The organism is Candidatus Tenderia electrophaga, from assembly GCA_001447805.1.
Taxonomy (GTDB): domain Bacteria; phylum Pseudomonadota; class Gammaproteobacteria; order Tenderiales; family Tenderiaceae; genus Tenderia; species Tenderia electrophaga.
Map to the genome: position 1 here is coordinate 2,390,319 of CP013099.1, position 15,402 is coordinate 2,405,720.

Sequence of the window (15,402 nt, forward strand, 5' to 3'; positions counted from 1 at the left end):
ATGAAGACATGATGCATAAAGGAATGGATACATTCATCAAGCCTGCCTCGATCTACGTATGGATCGGCGTGCTGCTGTGCCTGTTATCAAGCGCAACGGTCGAGGCCGGCACCACGACCTTGTACCCGTCCGGGGCCAATGCCGGTGACAATGCCGCTTATCAGAACTCCGCCAGCACCGACCTGGATGACAATGACAGCACCAACTACGGCACCTCGTCCGGCAGCAGCAATGACTTCTATCTGGATATGGATGATTCCAGCAGCGGCGGCAGCATCGACTCGGTGCGGGTCAGCGCCCGGCTGCGCTGCGTCAATACCTGCGACGGTGGCTGGAGCGCGGACAATCCAGCCACCTTCAGAATCGGGGTAAAGACCAACGGTTCGAGCTATTTCGCCAGCAGTGACAGCCACAGCTCCACCGGCTACTCGCTATATAACGGGTCGAGCTACAGCACCAATCCGCAAAGCGGCTCGGCCTGGACCTGGAGCGAGATTGACAATCTGGTGGCCATCGTCGACCACACCAACTCCACCGCCATCCGCGTCACTGAGCTCTATGTCACCATCAACTGGACCGACAACACCGCGCCCGCGGCGGTCGCGGATCTGGCCGCCGGTAATCCCCAATCCACGACTATCGATCTCGATTGGACGGCACCGGGCAACGACGGCAGCAGCGGGACGGCGGACAGCTATGACATCCGCTATTCCACCTCGACCATTACCGCGGGCAACTGGTCCAGTGCCACCCAGGTGACGGGCGAGCCCTCGCCCAGCATAGCCGGCAGCAGCGAATCGATGACCGTGACGGGACTGAGCAGCAGCACGACCTATTACTTCGCCATCAAGACCGCGGATGCCATACCGAACACCAGTTCCATTTCCAACATCGCCTCGGCGACCACGGCCGCCCCGGATGTTACCGCGCCAGCGACGATCAGCGATCTCGCCATCGGCACCGTCACCACCTCCTCGGTGGGCCTGACCTGGCACGCGCCCGGCGATGACGCCAGCAGCGGCACTGCCACGAGTTACGACATCCGCTATTCCACCGCGGCCATTAACGACGGCAATTGGGGCAGCGCGACCCAGGTCAGCGGCGAGCCCTCGCCCTTGAGCGCAGGCACCCTGCAGTCGTATACCGTCACCGGACTGTCAAACGGCACGACCTATTATTTCGCCATTAAGACCGTCGACGAAGCCTCTAATTGGTCGGGCACGTCCAATTCGCCAAATGCCATTACCCCCTCGGGCACCTCGGTCACCCTGCACCCCTCCGGCGCCAACGCCAGCGACAATGCCAGCTATCAAAGCTCCGCCGCCACCGACTTGGATACCAATGACTCGACTTATTACGGCACCTCCAGCGGCAGCAGTAACGATTTTTATCTCGACCTGGATGATTCGGCCGTCGGCGGCGCGATTGATGATGTCAGAGTCAGCGCCCGGCTGCGCTGCGTCAATAGCTGCAACGGCGGCTGGGACGGCGATGATCCGGCCACATTCAGAATCGGGGTAAAGACCAACGGTTCAAGCTACTTCGCCGGCAGTGACAGCCACAGCTCCACCAGCTACTCGCTATATAACGGGTCGACCTACAGCACCAACCCCCAAAGCGGGTCCGCCTGGAGCTGGACTGAGATCGACAACCTGGTGGGCATCGTCGACCACACCAACTCCACCGCCATGCGTGTCACCGAGCTGTACGCGGTGGTCAACTACACGCCGGACAGCATCGCCCCCGCGGCGGTCTCCGACCTCGCCACCACCAACCCCACCTCCACCAGTGTCGCCCTCACCTGGACCGCGCCGGGAGACGACGGCCTGATGGGCACGGCCAGCAGTTACGATATCCGCTATTCCACCTCAGCCATCAACGACGGCAATTGGGCCAGTGCGACGCAAGCAAGCGGGGAACCGACGCCGAGCGCGGCGGGCAGTAATCAATCCTTTACCGTAACAGGCTTGAGCCCGGGCACGACCTATTATTTCGCCATCAAGACCTCGGACAACGCCAGTAACACGAGTGCGCTGTCCAACTCGCCCTCACAGGCCACCAGCGCCGCCGACCCGACCGCCCCCGCGGCCATCAGCGGCCTGGTGGCGGGTTCTCCCGGCGAGGCCTCGGTGCTGTTGAGTTGGACCGCGCCCGGGGATGATGACAATACCGGCACGGCCGCCAGTTACGATGTACGTTATTCGACCTCGGCCATCAACGACGGCAACTGGGCCAGTGCCACCCAGGCCACCGGCGAGCCGGCGCCCCAGATAGCGGGCAGCAGTGAGTATTTCACCGTGACCGGTTTGAATTCCAGCACCACCTATTATTTCGCCATCAAGACCTCGGACGAGGTGCCGAATACCAGCGCCCTCTCGAATGTGCATAGCGCCACCACCAGCGTCTCCACCGGCGGCGTGGTGACCTTACACCCCTCCGGGGCCAATGCCAGCGATAATGCCAGTTACAGCGGTTCCGCCGCCTCGGACCTGGACAGCAATGACGGCAATACCTCCTACGGCCTCTCCTCCGGCACCGGCAATGATTTCTATCTGGATATAGACGATTCATCCCAGGGCGGTAGCATCGATGACGTGCGCGTCAGTGTGGTGGCGCGCTGCGACCCGGATTGCGGCGGCTGGGGCGGCACTTCGTCGCAGTTCAAGATCGGCGTAAAGACCAACGGGGCGGACTATTTTGATGGCGGTAACACCGAAAGCGACCAGACCTACAGCCTGCACAACGGTGCCACCTACGCCACCAATCCCGACACCGGTTCGGCCTGGACCTGGAGCGAAATCGACGCCCTGGTAGGGATCGTGGACCATACCGCGGGCGATGGCCTGCGCGTCACCGAGATGTATGTCGAAATCAACTACACGCCGGGCGACAGCACCGCCCCCGATGCGGTCAGCGACCTGGCCAGCGGCACGCTGACGGATACATCGGTACAACTCTCCTGGACCGCGCCGGGCGATGATGGCGCCACGGGCACCGCCACCTTATATGACATTCGCTATTCCACCAGCCCCATCAACGATGCCAATTGGGACTTCGCCGCCCAGGCCACCGGCGAACCCGCGCCCGCCGTGGCGGGCAGCAGCGAATCCTTCACGGTGACGGGTTTGAGTCCGGGCACGAGCTATTATTTTGCCGTCAAGACCCGGGACGAAATCCCAAATATCGCCGCGTTGTCCAATGTGGTCAACGTCACGACTTATGATCCCCCGGTGGGCGGCTACACGGCCGACAACCTCATCCCCGCGGCCCAGGTGAGTCAATCGAGCAGCGGCGACGGCGTCATCACCATCAATTGGAAGGGACGTGACAATCAATCCGACAATGTCACCCTGAATAGCTTTGAGTATTCCGTCGACGGCGGTTCCACCTGGAACGCCCCCACCAATGGCGACGCCTCAGCGGCCTTGTCCAGCGATTGGGACGACAACGGCGGCAGTGACTGGAGCACAGCCACGACCTTCGCCAGTGCCCCCGCGCATAACTTCAGCTTCGATACCCAGCATGCCGACGTCAGCGGCCTGGACGGTGTCGACCAGTCGGATGTGCAGATCCGGTTTACCTTGAACGACGGCAGCATGGACAGCAATTCACCGGTCACCTCGGAAAGCGTCCAGGTGGACAATGTCGCACCCACTGCAACCATCACCGGCGCTTCCTACTCGCCCGCCAGTGATACCCTGACCATTACCGGCACCGACTTCACCACCATTGCCGCCGCCAGTACCGACATTAAATCCTATGTCGACTGGACCAAGTTTGTTTGGGACATCAACGGTGATGATGCAACCACAGCCAACATCAGCTTTGTCGAAGGTGATGTCACCAGCCTGACCGTCACCGATGCCACCACCCTGACACTGGTGTTTACCGGCGCCAAGGGGACGGCCATCGAGGGCACCAGCGGCTATGGCAGCGCCGGCGGCGCCGATACCCTGGATGTGAGCGTCGGTTTCATCAAAGACGCCGTCGGCAACACCGCGAGTACAGACGCGGTCGCCGACGGCGCCTTGACGATCGCCGTGCCCAACATCGGCGTCACCAAGCTCAGCAGCGTTATTTCAGACCCCATCAGTGCCAGCAATCCGAAACGCATCCCCGGGGCGGTGATCGAATATATGATCACAGTGTCCAATTCCGGCAATGCCTCGCCCGATGCCGATACCACCATCGTCAGCAACAGCATCGACAGCAATAAGATCGAGTTTTACTACGACGGCGGCGTCAGCTTCACCGACGGCGCCACCAGTTCGGACCTGGCCATCGATACGGTCAGCTATTCCCAGACCGCCGCACCGGGGCCTTACGTGTATGACTACACCCCGTCACCGGACGGTGATGGCTATGACCCCAACATCACCAGCTTCGAGGTCACCACCAGCGGCACCTTCGCCTATGGCGGCAGCCCGTCGGCCAGCTTCACGCTCAAATATAGAGTCCGGGTGAAATAGATTAGGGGTGTCCGAGCCGCGCACGCATGCGGCGCGCTTTATCGGTTTGACCGGTGTGCTCATAGGCTTGCGCCAACAGATCGATAACCTGGGGATTGTCGGTGGTGTAAAGCTCAAGGGCCTGCTCGAAGTACGCGACGGCCTGGGGATACTCCGCATGGCGAAACGCGATCTGACCCAGCCACTTGTAAGATTCGGCGGTCGGCTCGACGCGCAAAGATCTCAGAATAATCGGCCGCGCCGCATCGATGCGATCGGCCTTCAACAGCGCCCATGCCGCGGCGCGATAAACACTTTGGTCAAAGGGGAACAGTTCGATGATCGCCTGATATTCCGCCGCAGCGGCATCGATGTCGCCCTGCTCTTGATACTCCCGCGCCAACGCCAGATGGGCCTGGATTAAATCCCGCTCGCCGTTGTAGACCTCCAGCGCCAGGGTTTCAATTCTGGACTCAGGCCGGTATCGTTCAAGATTTTCCCCCGCCGCCGCAACGCTGGTAAACGGCCAGTGATCCGTCAGCTTCATCACGGAAATCCGGGCCAAGGCCCGATCCAGCGCGGTCACCCCCCACTGCGCCCGGTAACTTCGACCGGCAAGCGTCTCGGGCCAGTCACGGCGGATCCAGCCGGCCCGCCGCATGGCGTCCAAGAACGCCTCGCTCATAAGAAAATAGCCGTCGATGTTGGGATGCAGGTGCTCCAGCATCAAGTTAGCGCCGATCAGACCATGGCTGGAGTCGCCTTCAAAATAGGTCTGCATGGGCACCACCGGCACCTCATAATCAGCCGCCAGGCGATGAATAATCCGGTTGAACTGTTCCGGCGCGCGGAAGCGCAAGGCATCCAAGTCCTTGGCCCGGTAATACATCTCCCGCGCCGCCGGATACTCGCCCTGCTGCTCCAACTGACGCGCAGCTTGATACACTTCGCGTGCCGGCTCGTACGCTTGGGTGGCAACAGATACAAATGGAGCTTGATCCTGTACATTGCTAACCAGTTCGCTGATGATCACATCCACATCCGCCTGGCGGAAACGGCGCAGTATTTCATCGAGATTTGCTTGAAACTGCTCCACGCCCCTTTGATAGACCGCACCCTCGAGCGGAATGGTTTTCTCGGCCACCATGCGCTCCATCAAGGTGCCTTGGGCGAGGCGCAATTGCAGCGACGCCTGCGGCGTCAGCCAATGGATTAGATCCTGCAACAGCCGAAATACCTTATAGTGCTGAAATTCGAGATAGGCCCTGACCAGCCAACGCTGATCGCCGACGGACTTGGACGACCCAACGCCCAAGACACCGTAGAATTCGTTATGACCGCTGTAGATCAACACCGCATCCGGTGCCTGCGCCAGTATCTCGTCGACAAAATCCAACAGCGTGTAGGTATTGATGGCGGAAAAGGCCACGTTGACCACTTCGATGTGCCGATCCGGAAAGGCCTCGCCCAGGCGGGTGGCTATGATCCTGGACGGCATCATATTGTCGCGATAGGGCCAGCCGGCAGCGGTGGAACCGCCAAGCATGAAAATACGAAAACCGTTGTCGGGCTTGTGCTTCAGAAACAGATCATTGCGCGGATAGGGCGGCGCATCCTCCCTGCGAAAGTAGCGTAGGCCGACATCGGGATTGACGGTCAGATAGGCGGGGTATTTATCACCGGCGGCGATAAACAGCGGATAGGATTGGCCGTAGTCGAACAGGCGCAAGCCGGCCTCCAGCAGCAGCAGCAGAAGCACGGGCAGCAACACCAGGACCAGATAAAAAACCGGTCGTCTCCGCGTTAGCGCGGCACTATCCTGTCTCCGCGACGTATCCTTGCTACGCTGCTTTACCATGATTTGTGGTTATTGGCCTTGGCACCATACATTGTAAATCGGACTGTCCAAATCCACCGGCAAATGATCCCTGGTAACAAGACTGGAAGAATAACACGGCGCCAGGTTAAGATGCCTTCATGCAAGACGCGTTGAACATACCCGGCCGTGATATCTACAGCGTCTCTCGCTTGATTCGCGAGACACGGGCGGTCTTGGAGGGCAGTTTTCCCCTGCTCTGGATCGAGGGCGAAATCTCCAACCTTTCGCGCCCCGCCTCCGGTCACATGTATTTTTCCCTCAAGGACGAGGCGGCCCAGGTGCGCTGCGCCATGTTCCGCAATCGCAATCTGCAACTGCGTTTCAAACCGGAAAACGGCATGCGTGTGCTGGTGCGCGCCCGTGTCACGGTCTACGAGGCGCGCGGCGATTTTCAGATCGTCGTCGAGCACATGGAAGAGGCCGGCCTGGGCGCCTTGCAGCGCGCCTTTGAAGAACTGAAGGCGCGTCTCGGCCGGGAAGGCCTGTTCGAGATGCAGCACAAGCAAGCTCTACCGGTGTTGCCGAAACGTATCGGCGTCATCACCTCGCCCACCGGCGCCGCCATCCGCGATATTCTCAGTGTCTTGAAACGGCGCTTTCCCGCCATTCCCATATTGATCTATCCGGTGCCGGTACAGGGCGCGCAGGCCGCCGGCGAAATCGCCCGCATGATTCAGACCGCCGACAGCCGCCGGGACTGCGATGTCCTCATCCTGGCCCGCGGCGGCGGCTCGCTGGAGGACCTGTGGGCCTTCAACGAAGAGGGGGTGGCGCGTGCCATCTATGCCTGCAACACGCCGCTGATCGCAGCCGTGGGCCACGAGGTGGATTTCACCATCGCCGACTTCGTCGCCGACCAGCGCGCCCCTACCCCGTCGGCGGCGGCGGAGTTGGTCAGCCCCGATCAGTATGAGTTGCAACAGCGGCTGAGCAGACAGTCCGGCCGTTTGCAGCAGCAGATCGCCCACGTGCTGCGTCAATCGACCCAATCCCTGGACTGGCTGAACAAACGCCTGCAACGTCAGCATCCGGCCCGGGAACTGCAGCTCAAGGCACAGCGCCTGGATGAGCTGGAACTCCGCCTGAAACGGCAGATCAAACATAATCTGAAGCAGAACGGTCATCGGCTCGGCCGGCTCCAGAGCCAATTGCAACGCCATGCACCGCTGCAACTACTCAGCCAGCTGGACGCTCGGCGGCAACATCTGCAGCAGCGTCTACAGCACGCCTGGGAGCGCAGCATGACTCAAAAACGTCAGCGTCTGGCCATATGCAGTCGCACCCTGGACAGCGTCAGCCCGCTGGCCACCCTGCAACGGGGCTATGCCATTGTGCAGGATATGCCCGCTAAGCATATCTACCGGGATGCCGCTGAGTTGAGCCAAGGAGACAGGATCTCGGCCCGGCTGGCCAAGGGTAGCCTGATCTGTACCGTGGATGAAATCCATAAAGAGACGTCATGATATTTAGACTTCGATCGCCCGTTGCCGTCGTATGCGGCCTGCTGATTTCCTTGGCGACCTGGGCTCAGGCAGCTGAATTGCCCAGGCAGGAGAGCGTGCCCGGCGGCATCGCCGTCATCAAGCTGGATACGTCCGCTGAACACCCTCCCAAGGCAAGCTACAAGGGCAAACCGGTGATGGTGCTCCGCCATCAAGACGGCTGGTATGCGGTAATCGGCATTCCCCTGAGCGCCAAGACCGGCAAACACCTGCTCAAGACCAGCAGCGCCGGGCGGGACAAGACTTACCGCTTTCAAGTCAAGGACAAGGCCTACGAGACCCAACACATCACCATCAAAGACAAGCGCAAGGTGACACCGAATGCAGACGATCTCAAGCGTATTCGCGCCGAGTCCAAGCAAATCAGCGCCGCCCTGAGCCATTGGGACGACAGGGCTTATACCGACTCGCCCCTACTTGAACTGCCCGCCGAGGGACCACTCAGCAGCCCCTTCGGTCTGCGGCGCTTTTTCAACGAGCTGCCGCGCAAACCCCATAGCGGCATCGACATCGCCGCGTCCAAAGGGGCGCCGATCACCGCACCCGCTGGCGCCAAAGTCATCCTCACCGGCAACTTTTTCTTCAATGGCAATTCGGTGTTTCTCGATCACGGCCAGGGCCTGATCACCATGTACTGTCATATGGACACAATCGAGGTCAGGGAGGGGGAGATGGTCGAACGCGGCCAGCGGATCGGCACGATCGGCATGACCGGCCGTGTCACGGGTCCCCATCTGCACTGGAGCGTGAGTCTGAATGATGCGCGCATCGATCCGGGCTTGATCGTACCGGCCTTACAACCGAGTCTCGCTGCGGACCAGCCCGCCCCCGGCGAATAGGGACAGGCATGAAGCATCTGGCCGCCCGGTGAGTAAGGCGCGGGCTAGTTAACCCCCAGGGCGTTATCCAATTCAGCACGCACTTGAGAAAATTTATCGTAGAGTTTCGCGCCCGATTTGAAGGTTTCGGTTGAGCGTTCGCGCCCCTGGATAATGATCTCGCGCACCAGATCTTCCTGATTAGCGGTGAGCCCCAGGTCGAGCATGGCCTCGTCAAGCTCGTCGATCATATCGGTGATCACCTCGGCATTCTGCTGCTGGATCTGGGTGAACATGGCGTCCACCTCCTCCATCATACTGATCACCGCGTTGACGATGCGCCTTTTCCGCTGCGCGGCGTTTTCATGCAACAGGAATTTGATGCGCGCCTCGACGGCGTTACACAAGGCACCCAGCGCGTCCTTGAGTGTGCCGTAACGTTCCGGATCGTCAAGCGGCATGTTTTTCACCAACAGGGAGAAGTCTTGGTAGTTGATCAGGGTACGACTGCCGAAATCAAAAACCCTGCCTTTGCCGCGCGACAACTCAATCACATTCGCCTCCAGCGGCGACACGGCACCCTGACTGCCAAAATTCACGATGTGCTCAGGGGTGACGATTTGCAGCGAACACTTGAGTCCGTAGCCCCGGGTGACATCGAACAACAGCCGCGCCACTTCATCGAAACCGGCGGCATTCAAGGCGGATTTGTAAAATTCCAGAATCTGCCCCAGGTCGCTGGAATAGCTCATTGCCTGCAAGGCAACGTTGTTGGATTCGCTCAACTGCTCGCTGAGCTCCCGGTTTTTGACTCTGAACTTGAGCAGGTTGGAGATCTTAAAGCCCAGTTCCTCGGGGCTGATCGGCTTGGTGATGTAATCGTCGGCGCCGGCCTCGAAGCCCTTCATTTTTTCAGCCAGGCTGCTGAGTTGCGATACAAAGATGAGCGGTATTTCACACGTGGCGACATCGCTTTTGACCGCCCTGCACAAGGCATAACCGTCCATCTCGGGCATGACAATATCGGATAGGATAATGTCGATGTCAGCGGGAAATTGGCGCACCTGCTCCAGGGCGCGTCGGCCGTCTTCAGCGGTAAGCACATCACAATCCAGCGATACCAGATGCAGCGAGTGCGCTGCCAGCAACGCCGGATCGTCATCTACGACCAGCACACGTGTTTTAGTCGATTGGTACATGCATTCTTACCCGCTCTAGACATTGCCTAGATGAGGTATCGACAGAATGTTCGTATAAATGAATATATCGCCGGGATGATGTAACAATTGTTTATTGTTGTACTCATTACAGCCGCCGACGTGCGCTCGTGTCGGGCCGTGCCGGGACTAATTGTGCGCGGCGCCCTCAGCGTTCGGGCCGTGCCAATCGTTAAGCTTTCTGAACAGAAACTTCACATACGGCCCTTTCAAGCCTTGCTGGCTGTAATACCAAAATTCCATCCCGCCTTTTTTGACCTCTACCGGGTCGCCCAATAGTTCGCGCACCTCTTCGTAGTCGTATCCCACCTTGAGACGCGCCCAGTTGGAACGATCGCCGCTGTCGCCCGGGTTTTGCGGCGCACTCAGCTGCCGTGCCATTTGCTTGATCTCGGGCGATTCCAGTACCTCCAGACGCCGCTCCAGCTCGGTCACACGCGCGCTGAGGGCCTCAAGTTGCTGTTGCATTGAGGCCTCACTATCTGCAAAACTCACGCAAGGACAAACCACCGTGATTGGCAACAAAACCACCAAACGAGTGAGAAAATGCATTAATTTCCCTTTCAAGTGAACAACTTAGAAACAGATTCTAGCCCGGTCCCGACCGCCCTGTCGAACCGGTCTCAGGCAGGCATGGCAATAATATAAAAATATGAATAATAATCAGCGAGTTATAAACATTTTCTACCCTCTGTTGCGGCCTTCGGCACACTCGCCTGCGCGGCAATTCCTCATCAAGTTGGCGCGCTTAGCATCCGTAAATACTAATACTCCTTAAATTATTGCCAGGGTCTGCAAGCCAAGACTAATTCGGATGTCAACGTCAGGGATTCAAACGCAACGATTGCGGCCGGGCACACGTTATTACGTGTTGGCGCTGATCTTGATTACCGTGTTGCCGGTAATCGCGCTGATTTTTTACAATGATCTGGAGGATCGCCACGAGGCCCGCAAACAGGGCCGCAACCAGGCCATGGGCATTCTGCGTGCCATCCACCTGAAGCAGGAAAACATTATCGAAAGCACCGACCAGGTGCTCACCGCACTGGGGCAACTGCCCGCCATCCAAGAACACGATCGCGCCGCATGTACCTCGCTGCTGAATTCCCTGCTGGGACGATATCGACAGTTTTCCTCCCTCAGCGCCTTCAAGCCCGATGGCGAACTGTTTTGCAGTGCTCCTCGGTATGAACAGCAGATCAGCATCGCGGGTCAACCCCACTATCAACAAGCGCTGGAGAGTAGGCAGCTGACGACCAGCAATTACATCATCAGCAACCTTTTGGAAAAGCCGGCGCTGTTTGTCATCAAGCCCATACTGGACAGTACGGGCGAGCCGTTGGTCCTGGTAGACGCCGCGATCGATCTAAGCTGGTTAAATACTCAGATCCAGCAATTGCCGCTGTATGACTTTTCCATATTGACCATCTTCGACGCCCAGGGCACCGTGCTGATGCAGTATCCGAGTCAGGACGACGTGCACGTGGGCGACCGTTTCGCGGAAACCGAAGTGGTCACCACCGCTGTCAAACTGCGTCACCTGGGCGTATTGGAGCGCAGCGACGCCGCCGGGGTGGAATATATCCATGCCTATGCCCCGCTGGGCGGCCACGATATCAACGCCTTCGTCGCCGTGTCCATTCCCGCCGACGTGGTGCTGGCCGGCGCGAATGAGGATCTGCGCCATAATCTGTTGATGTTAACCATCGTCACCGTAATCGCCATCCTGATCGCCTTCAGCTGGAGTCATCGCTTCTTCGTTAATCCCATGCGCCGGCTGGCCGAGGCCGCCACCCAGGTGCGCCACGGCAAGCTCAACATCAACGTGGCGGGCGACGGCGGGCCGGCGGAACTGCTGCAGCTCGGCACGGCATTCAATCAAATGACCGAGGCCCTGCAGCGTCGCGCCGATGACCAGGAACGTATCGAGCATGCCTTGAGCCAACTGATACAGCAGCATCGCAATGCCACACCGACGGAATTCCTGGTCTCTCTAACCTCGATCCTGGCCGATTCACTGGACTCAAAATACTGCCTGATCGCGCTGCTGGACCCCGCCCATCCCGAGCAGCTCAAGACCCGCGTCTTATGGGCCAACGGCAGCCAACTCGATAACATCTCCATCGCCCTTGAGAACAGCCCTCATGAAGAACTGATCGAACGCGAACGCTTTCGCATCTATCGTAACGGTGTGCGCCGGCTGTTTCCCGACAGCCCGCTGCTCAACGAGCTAGAGGTGGACAGCTATGCCGGTATCACCCTGACGGACTTCGACCAAAAGGTGCGCGGCCTGTTGGTGGTGATGAACGATCAACCCATCCGCAGCGATGAGATGTTTCACTCCCTGCTGCAAATATTCGCGGCACGGGTAACGGCCGAACTGGAACGCGAGGACATGGAACGCCAACGTCTGCAACTGCTCGACGAGGCGCGCCTGGCCGCCACCGCTTTTGAAAGCCACGAGGCCATGTTTATCACCGATGCGCAGCACCGCATTCTCCGCGTCAACCGGGCCTTTATCGAAATCACCGGTTACGACGAGGCGTTTATTTTGGGCAAACGACCCAAAACGTTGTTGGTCGACGATGTCGATGAAGAGTTCTGCGAGCGGATGTGGAACGAAACTATCAAGCACACTAAGTGGTCCGGCGAGGTCGAATTCAAGTGCAGAAACGGCAAGACCTTCACCGCCAATCTAACCGTCAGTGCCGTGATCCCCGCCAGCGACGAACGCATCAGCCACTTCGTGGCCCATTTCCAGGATGTTACCGAACGCAAGCTGGCCGAGGCGCGCATCCAGCACCTTGCCTATCATGATGACCTGACCGAACTACCCAACCGCACGCTGCTGCTAGACCGGTTGGAAAAGGCCATGGCTCGGCTCAGGCGCCACGGCACCTTCGGCGCCCTAATGTTCATCGACCTGGATCATTTCAAAAACATCAACGACTCCCTGGGCCACCCCGTCGGCGACGGTCTGCTGATCCAAATCTCGGAACGTCTGCGCCAACACCTGCGCCAGGAAGACACCGTCGCCCGCCTTGGTGGCGACGAGTTTGTCGTGCTGCTGCCGGAACTCAACGATAACAAGGATCTCAGTTTACACGAGGCGCACAGCCTGGCCGGCAAACTGCTGGACATCCTCTCCGATGAATACAACGTTGCCGGCCACACCATCAAGACCAGCGTCAGCATCGGCATCGTCCTGTTTCCCGAACGCGACCTCGACGCCGACGACATCCTGCGCCATGCCGACATGGCCATGTACAGTGCCAAGGGCGCCGGCCGCAGCTCGGTACGCATATTCGAACCGGAGATGCAGGCGCGCCTCATCGAACGTCTCAAGATCGAAGACGAGCTGCGCAAGGCCTATGAGAAGAACCAGTTCGTGCTCTACCATCAGCCCCAGGTCAAACTCGACACCAACGCCATCATCGGCAGCGAAGTGTTGCTGCGCTGGCAGCACCCCGTTAACGGCCTGACCGTGCCCGGCGCCTTTATTGCCATTTTGGAAGAAAGCGGGCTGATTCAGCCTGTCGGTCAATGGGTGTTACGCGAGGCCTGCGCCACCCTGGCCGAAAACAGCCTGCTGGCCAACCATGTCAATCAGCCGGTGATGGCGGTCAACATCAGTCCGCGCCAGTTTTTGGAGCGCGACTTCGTCGACTACGTGATCGCCCAGCTGGATGAATTCGGCATTGAAGGCGAACGCCTGGAGTTGGAAATCACCGAACGCGCCGTGATCAAGGATGTGGACGAGACTATCCGCAAGATGAAACGGCTGCGCGAATACGGCGTACGCTTCTCTATCGACGACTTCGGCACCGGCTATTCGTCCCTGGCCTACATAAAACAACTGCCTATCGATACCCTGAAGATCGACCGCAGCTTTATTCAGGATTGCCTCACCGATGCCAACGACAAGGCCATTGTGCGCGCCATCGCCAGCATGGCCAACAGCCTGGAGCTGGGCATTATCGCCGAAGGGGTGGAGACCCGGGAACAACTCGAATTCCTCAAGCAGATCGGCTGTCAGGCCTATCAGGGGTATTACTACAGCCATCCCCTGCCTGAGGCGCAATTCAATCTACTGCTGAAAGAAAACGATAAAGTCGCCTAGGGCCGACAGAGCGCTCAGCGCCGCGACTGTTTGACAAACTTCTTGAGCCGCTTCTTCTTCTGGATCTGGCGCTGGGTCAGCACGTTGCGCCGCCCGGCGTAGGGATTGTCGCCCGACTTGAATTCCAATCGCACCGGCGTGCCGTGCAGTTTAAAGGCCTTGCGAAAGCTGTTCATCAAATAACGCTTGTAGGCGGCGGGCACCGCCTCGGTCTGATTGCCGTGAATGATAATCAAAGGCGGATTACGCCCCCCTTGATGGGCATAACGCAGTTTGATGCGCCGGCCGCGCACCAGCGGTGGCTGATGCTGAATCACCGCCTGCTCCAGCACCCGCGTCAACTCGGGGGTGGAAAGCTTCTGCACCGCCGCGGCGTAGGCCGCATCCACCGCCTCGAACAAATGCCCGACACCGGTTCCGTGCAGGGCGGAGATAAAGTGCATCTCGGCGAAATCCAGAAACAGCAGGCGCCGGTCGAGTTCGGTCTTGATGCGCTCGCGGGCGCTCTTTTCAAGGCCGTCCCATTTGTTGACGGCGATTACCATGGCGCGGCCGGCGTCCAGGGCGAATCCGGCCAGGGTGGCGTCTTGATCCGAGACGCCCGCGTGGGCATCCAGCACCAGGATCACCACGTGGGCCGCCTCGATGGCCTGCAGCGCCTTGATGACGCTGAACTTCTCGATCACCTCCTTGACCTTGCCGCGGCGCCTCACCCCGGCGGTATCGATGAGGGTATAGCGCTGGCCGTCGCTTTCGAAGGGAATGAAGATACTGTCGCGGGTGGTGCCGGGCAGGTCGAAGGCCACTACCCGCTCCTGGCCCATAATGCGATTGATGAGCGTCGACTTGCCCACATTGGGACGCCCGATGATGGCGACCTTGGTGCCGCCCTCCTCGTCCGCGTCCGGCGCTTCGGCGGCCGGAGGCAGAGCGGCCAGCACGCGCTGCATCATGGCCGCGATACCGCGGCCGTGGGCGGCGGCGATGGCCAGCGGCGCGCCCATGCCCAAGGACAGAAACTCGCTTACCGCCAGGTCGGCGTCGGCGCCGTCGATCTTGTTGACCACCAGGTAGATGGTCTTGTTAAGCCGGCGCAGCTGCTGCGCGATCTGCTCGTCGGCGGCATTCAGCCCGGCGCGACCATCTACCATAAACAACACCACATCGGCCTCGCCGATGGCCTGGTAGACCTGGCCCACCATGTGTTCCTCGACGCCCGCCTTGTCGTCGCTGAGTCCCCCGGTATCCACTGCGATGTAGGGCCGATCGCCGACCCGGCCTGTGCCGTACTGGCGGTCACGCGTCAAGCCCGGATAATCGGCCACCAGGGCGTCACGACTCTTGGTCAGTTGGTTGAACAGGGTCGACTTGCCCACATTGGGACGGCCGACCAGGGCGATAACGGGTTTCATAGGCGA

At 59.5% G+C, this 15,402-nt stretch carries 8 protein-coding genes; 4 read left to right on the top strand and 4 right to left on the bottom strand.

What is annotated here, in order from left to right:
- The first annotated feature begins 23 nt into the window (after positions 1-23).
- Positions 24-4,469 (top strand): hypothetical protein, encoded by a 4,446-nt coding sequence (locus Tel_10955; protein ALP53607.1) that lies wholly within the window; start codon positions 24-26, stop codon positions 4,467-4,469.
- 1 nt (position 4,470) lies between these two features.
- Here Tel_10955 and Tel_10960 read toward each other — a convergent pair whose 3' ends face one another.
- Positions 4,471-6,219, bottom strand: a complete 1,749-nt coding sequence (locus tag Tel_10960) for a hypothetical protein (GenBank protein ALP53608.1) — start codon at positions 6,217-6,219, stop codon at positions 4,471-4,473.
- A gap of 206 nt (positions 6,220-6,425) precedes the next feature.
- On the opposite strand from Tel_10960, the gene Tel_10965 reads away from it, so the two are divergent.
- Both Tel_10965 and Tel_10970 read left to right on the top strand, forming a co-directional pair.
- Positions 6,426-7,790, top strand: a complete 1,365-nt coding sequence (locus Tel_10965; GenBank protein ID ALP53609.1) for an exodeoxyribonuclease VII large subunit — start codon at positions 6,426-6,428, stop codon at positions 7,788-7,790.
- Entirely contained in the window at positions 7,787-8,668 is an 882-nt protein-coding gene (locus Tel_10970; protein ALP53610.1) for a hypothetical protein, read from the top strand. Before Tel_10965 ends, Tel_10970 begins: the two co-directional genes overlap by 4 nt.
- Before the next feature lie 44 nt (positions 8,669-8,712).
- Here the strand turns inward: Tel_10970 and Tel_10975 are convergent, their stop codons facing one another.
- Both Tel_10975 and Tel_10980 read right to left on the bottom strand, forming a co-directional pair.
- Positions 8,713-9,822, bottom strand: coding sequence for a hypothetical protein (locus Tel_10975; protein ALP53611.1), 1,110 nt, complete (start codon positions 9,820-9,822; stop codon positions 8,713-8,715).
- 171 nt (positions 9,823-9,993) lie between these two features.
- The gene (locus Tel_10980; GenBank protein ID ALP53612.1) at positions 9,994-10,332 is read right to left on the bottom strand and encodes a hypothetical protein; all 339 of its coding nucleotides are present in this window, start codon (positions 10,330-10,332) and stop codon (positions 9,994-9,996) included.
- A 376-nt stretch (positions 10,333-10,708) separates the two neighbouring features.
- On the opposite strand from Tel_10980, the gene Tel_10985 reads away from it, so the two are divergent.
- On the top strand, positions 10,709-13,984 hold the full coding sequence (locus Tel_10985) for a hypothetical protein (protein ALP53613.1): 3,276 nt from the start codon (positions 10,709-10,711) through the stop codon (positions 13,982-13,984).
- Positions 13,985-13,998: 14 nt separating this feature from the next.
- On the opposite strand, the gene Tel_10990 is transcribed toward Tel_10985, so the two are convergent.
- Complete coding sequence (locus Tel_10990) at positions 13,999-15,396, bottom strand: ribosome-associated GTPase EngA (GenBank protein ID ALP53614.1); 1,398 nt, start codon at positions 15,394-15,396, stop codon at positions 13,999-14,001.
- Positions 15,397-15,402 lie beyond the last annotated feature (6 nt).

Excerpts from the sequence above, each read along its gene's own strand:
- Tel_10990 (ALP53614.1), bottom strand. The coding sequence starts at position 15,396 with ATGAAACCCGTTATCGCCCTGGTCGGCCGTCCCAATGTGGGCAAGTCG.
- Tel_10980 (ALP53612.1), bottom strand. The coding sequence starts at position 10,332 with ATGCAACAGCAACTTGAGGCCCTCAGCGCGCGTGTGACCGAGCTGGAG.
- Tel_10955 (ALP53607.1), top strand. The coding sequence starts at position 24 with ATGGATACATTCATCAAGCCTGCCTCGATCTACGTATGGATCGGCGTG.
- Tel_10970 (ALP53610.1), top strand. The coding sequence starts at position 7,787 with ATGATATTTAGACTTCGATCGCCCGTTGCCGTCGTATGCGGCCTGCTG.
- Tel_10965 (ALP53609.1), top strand. The coding sequence starts at position 6,426 with ATGCAAGACGCGTTGAACATACCCGGCCGTGATATCTACAGCGTCTCT.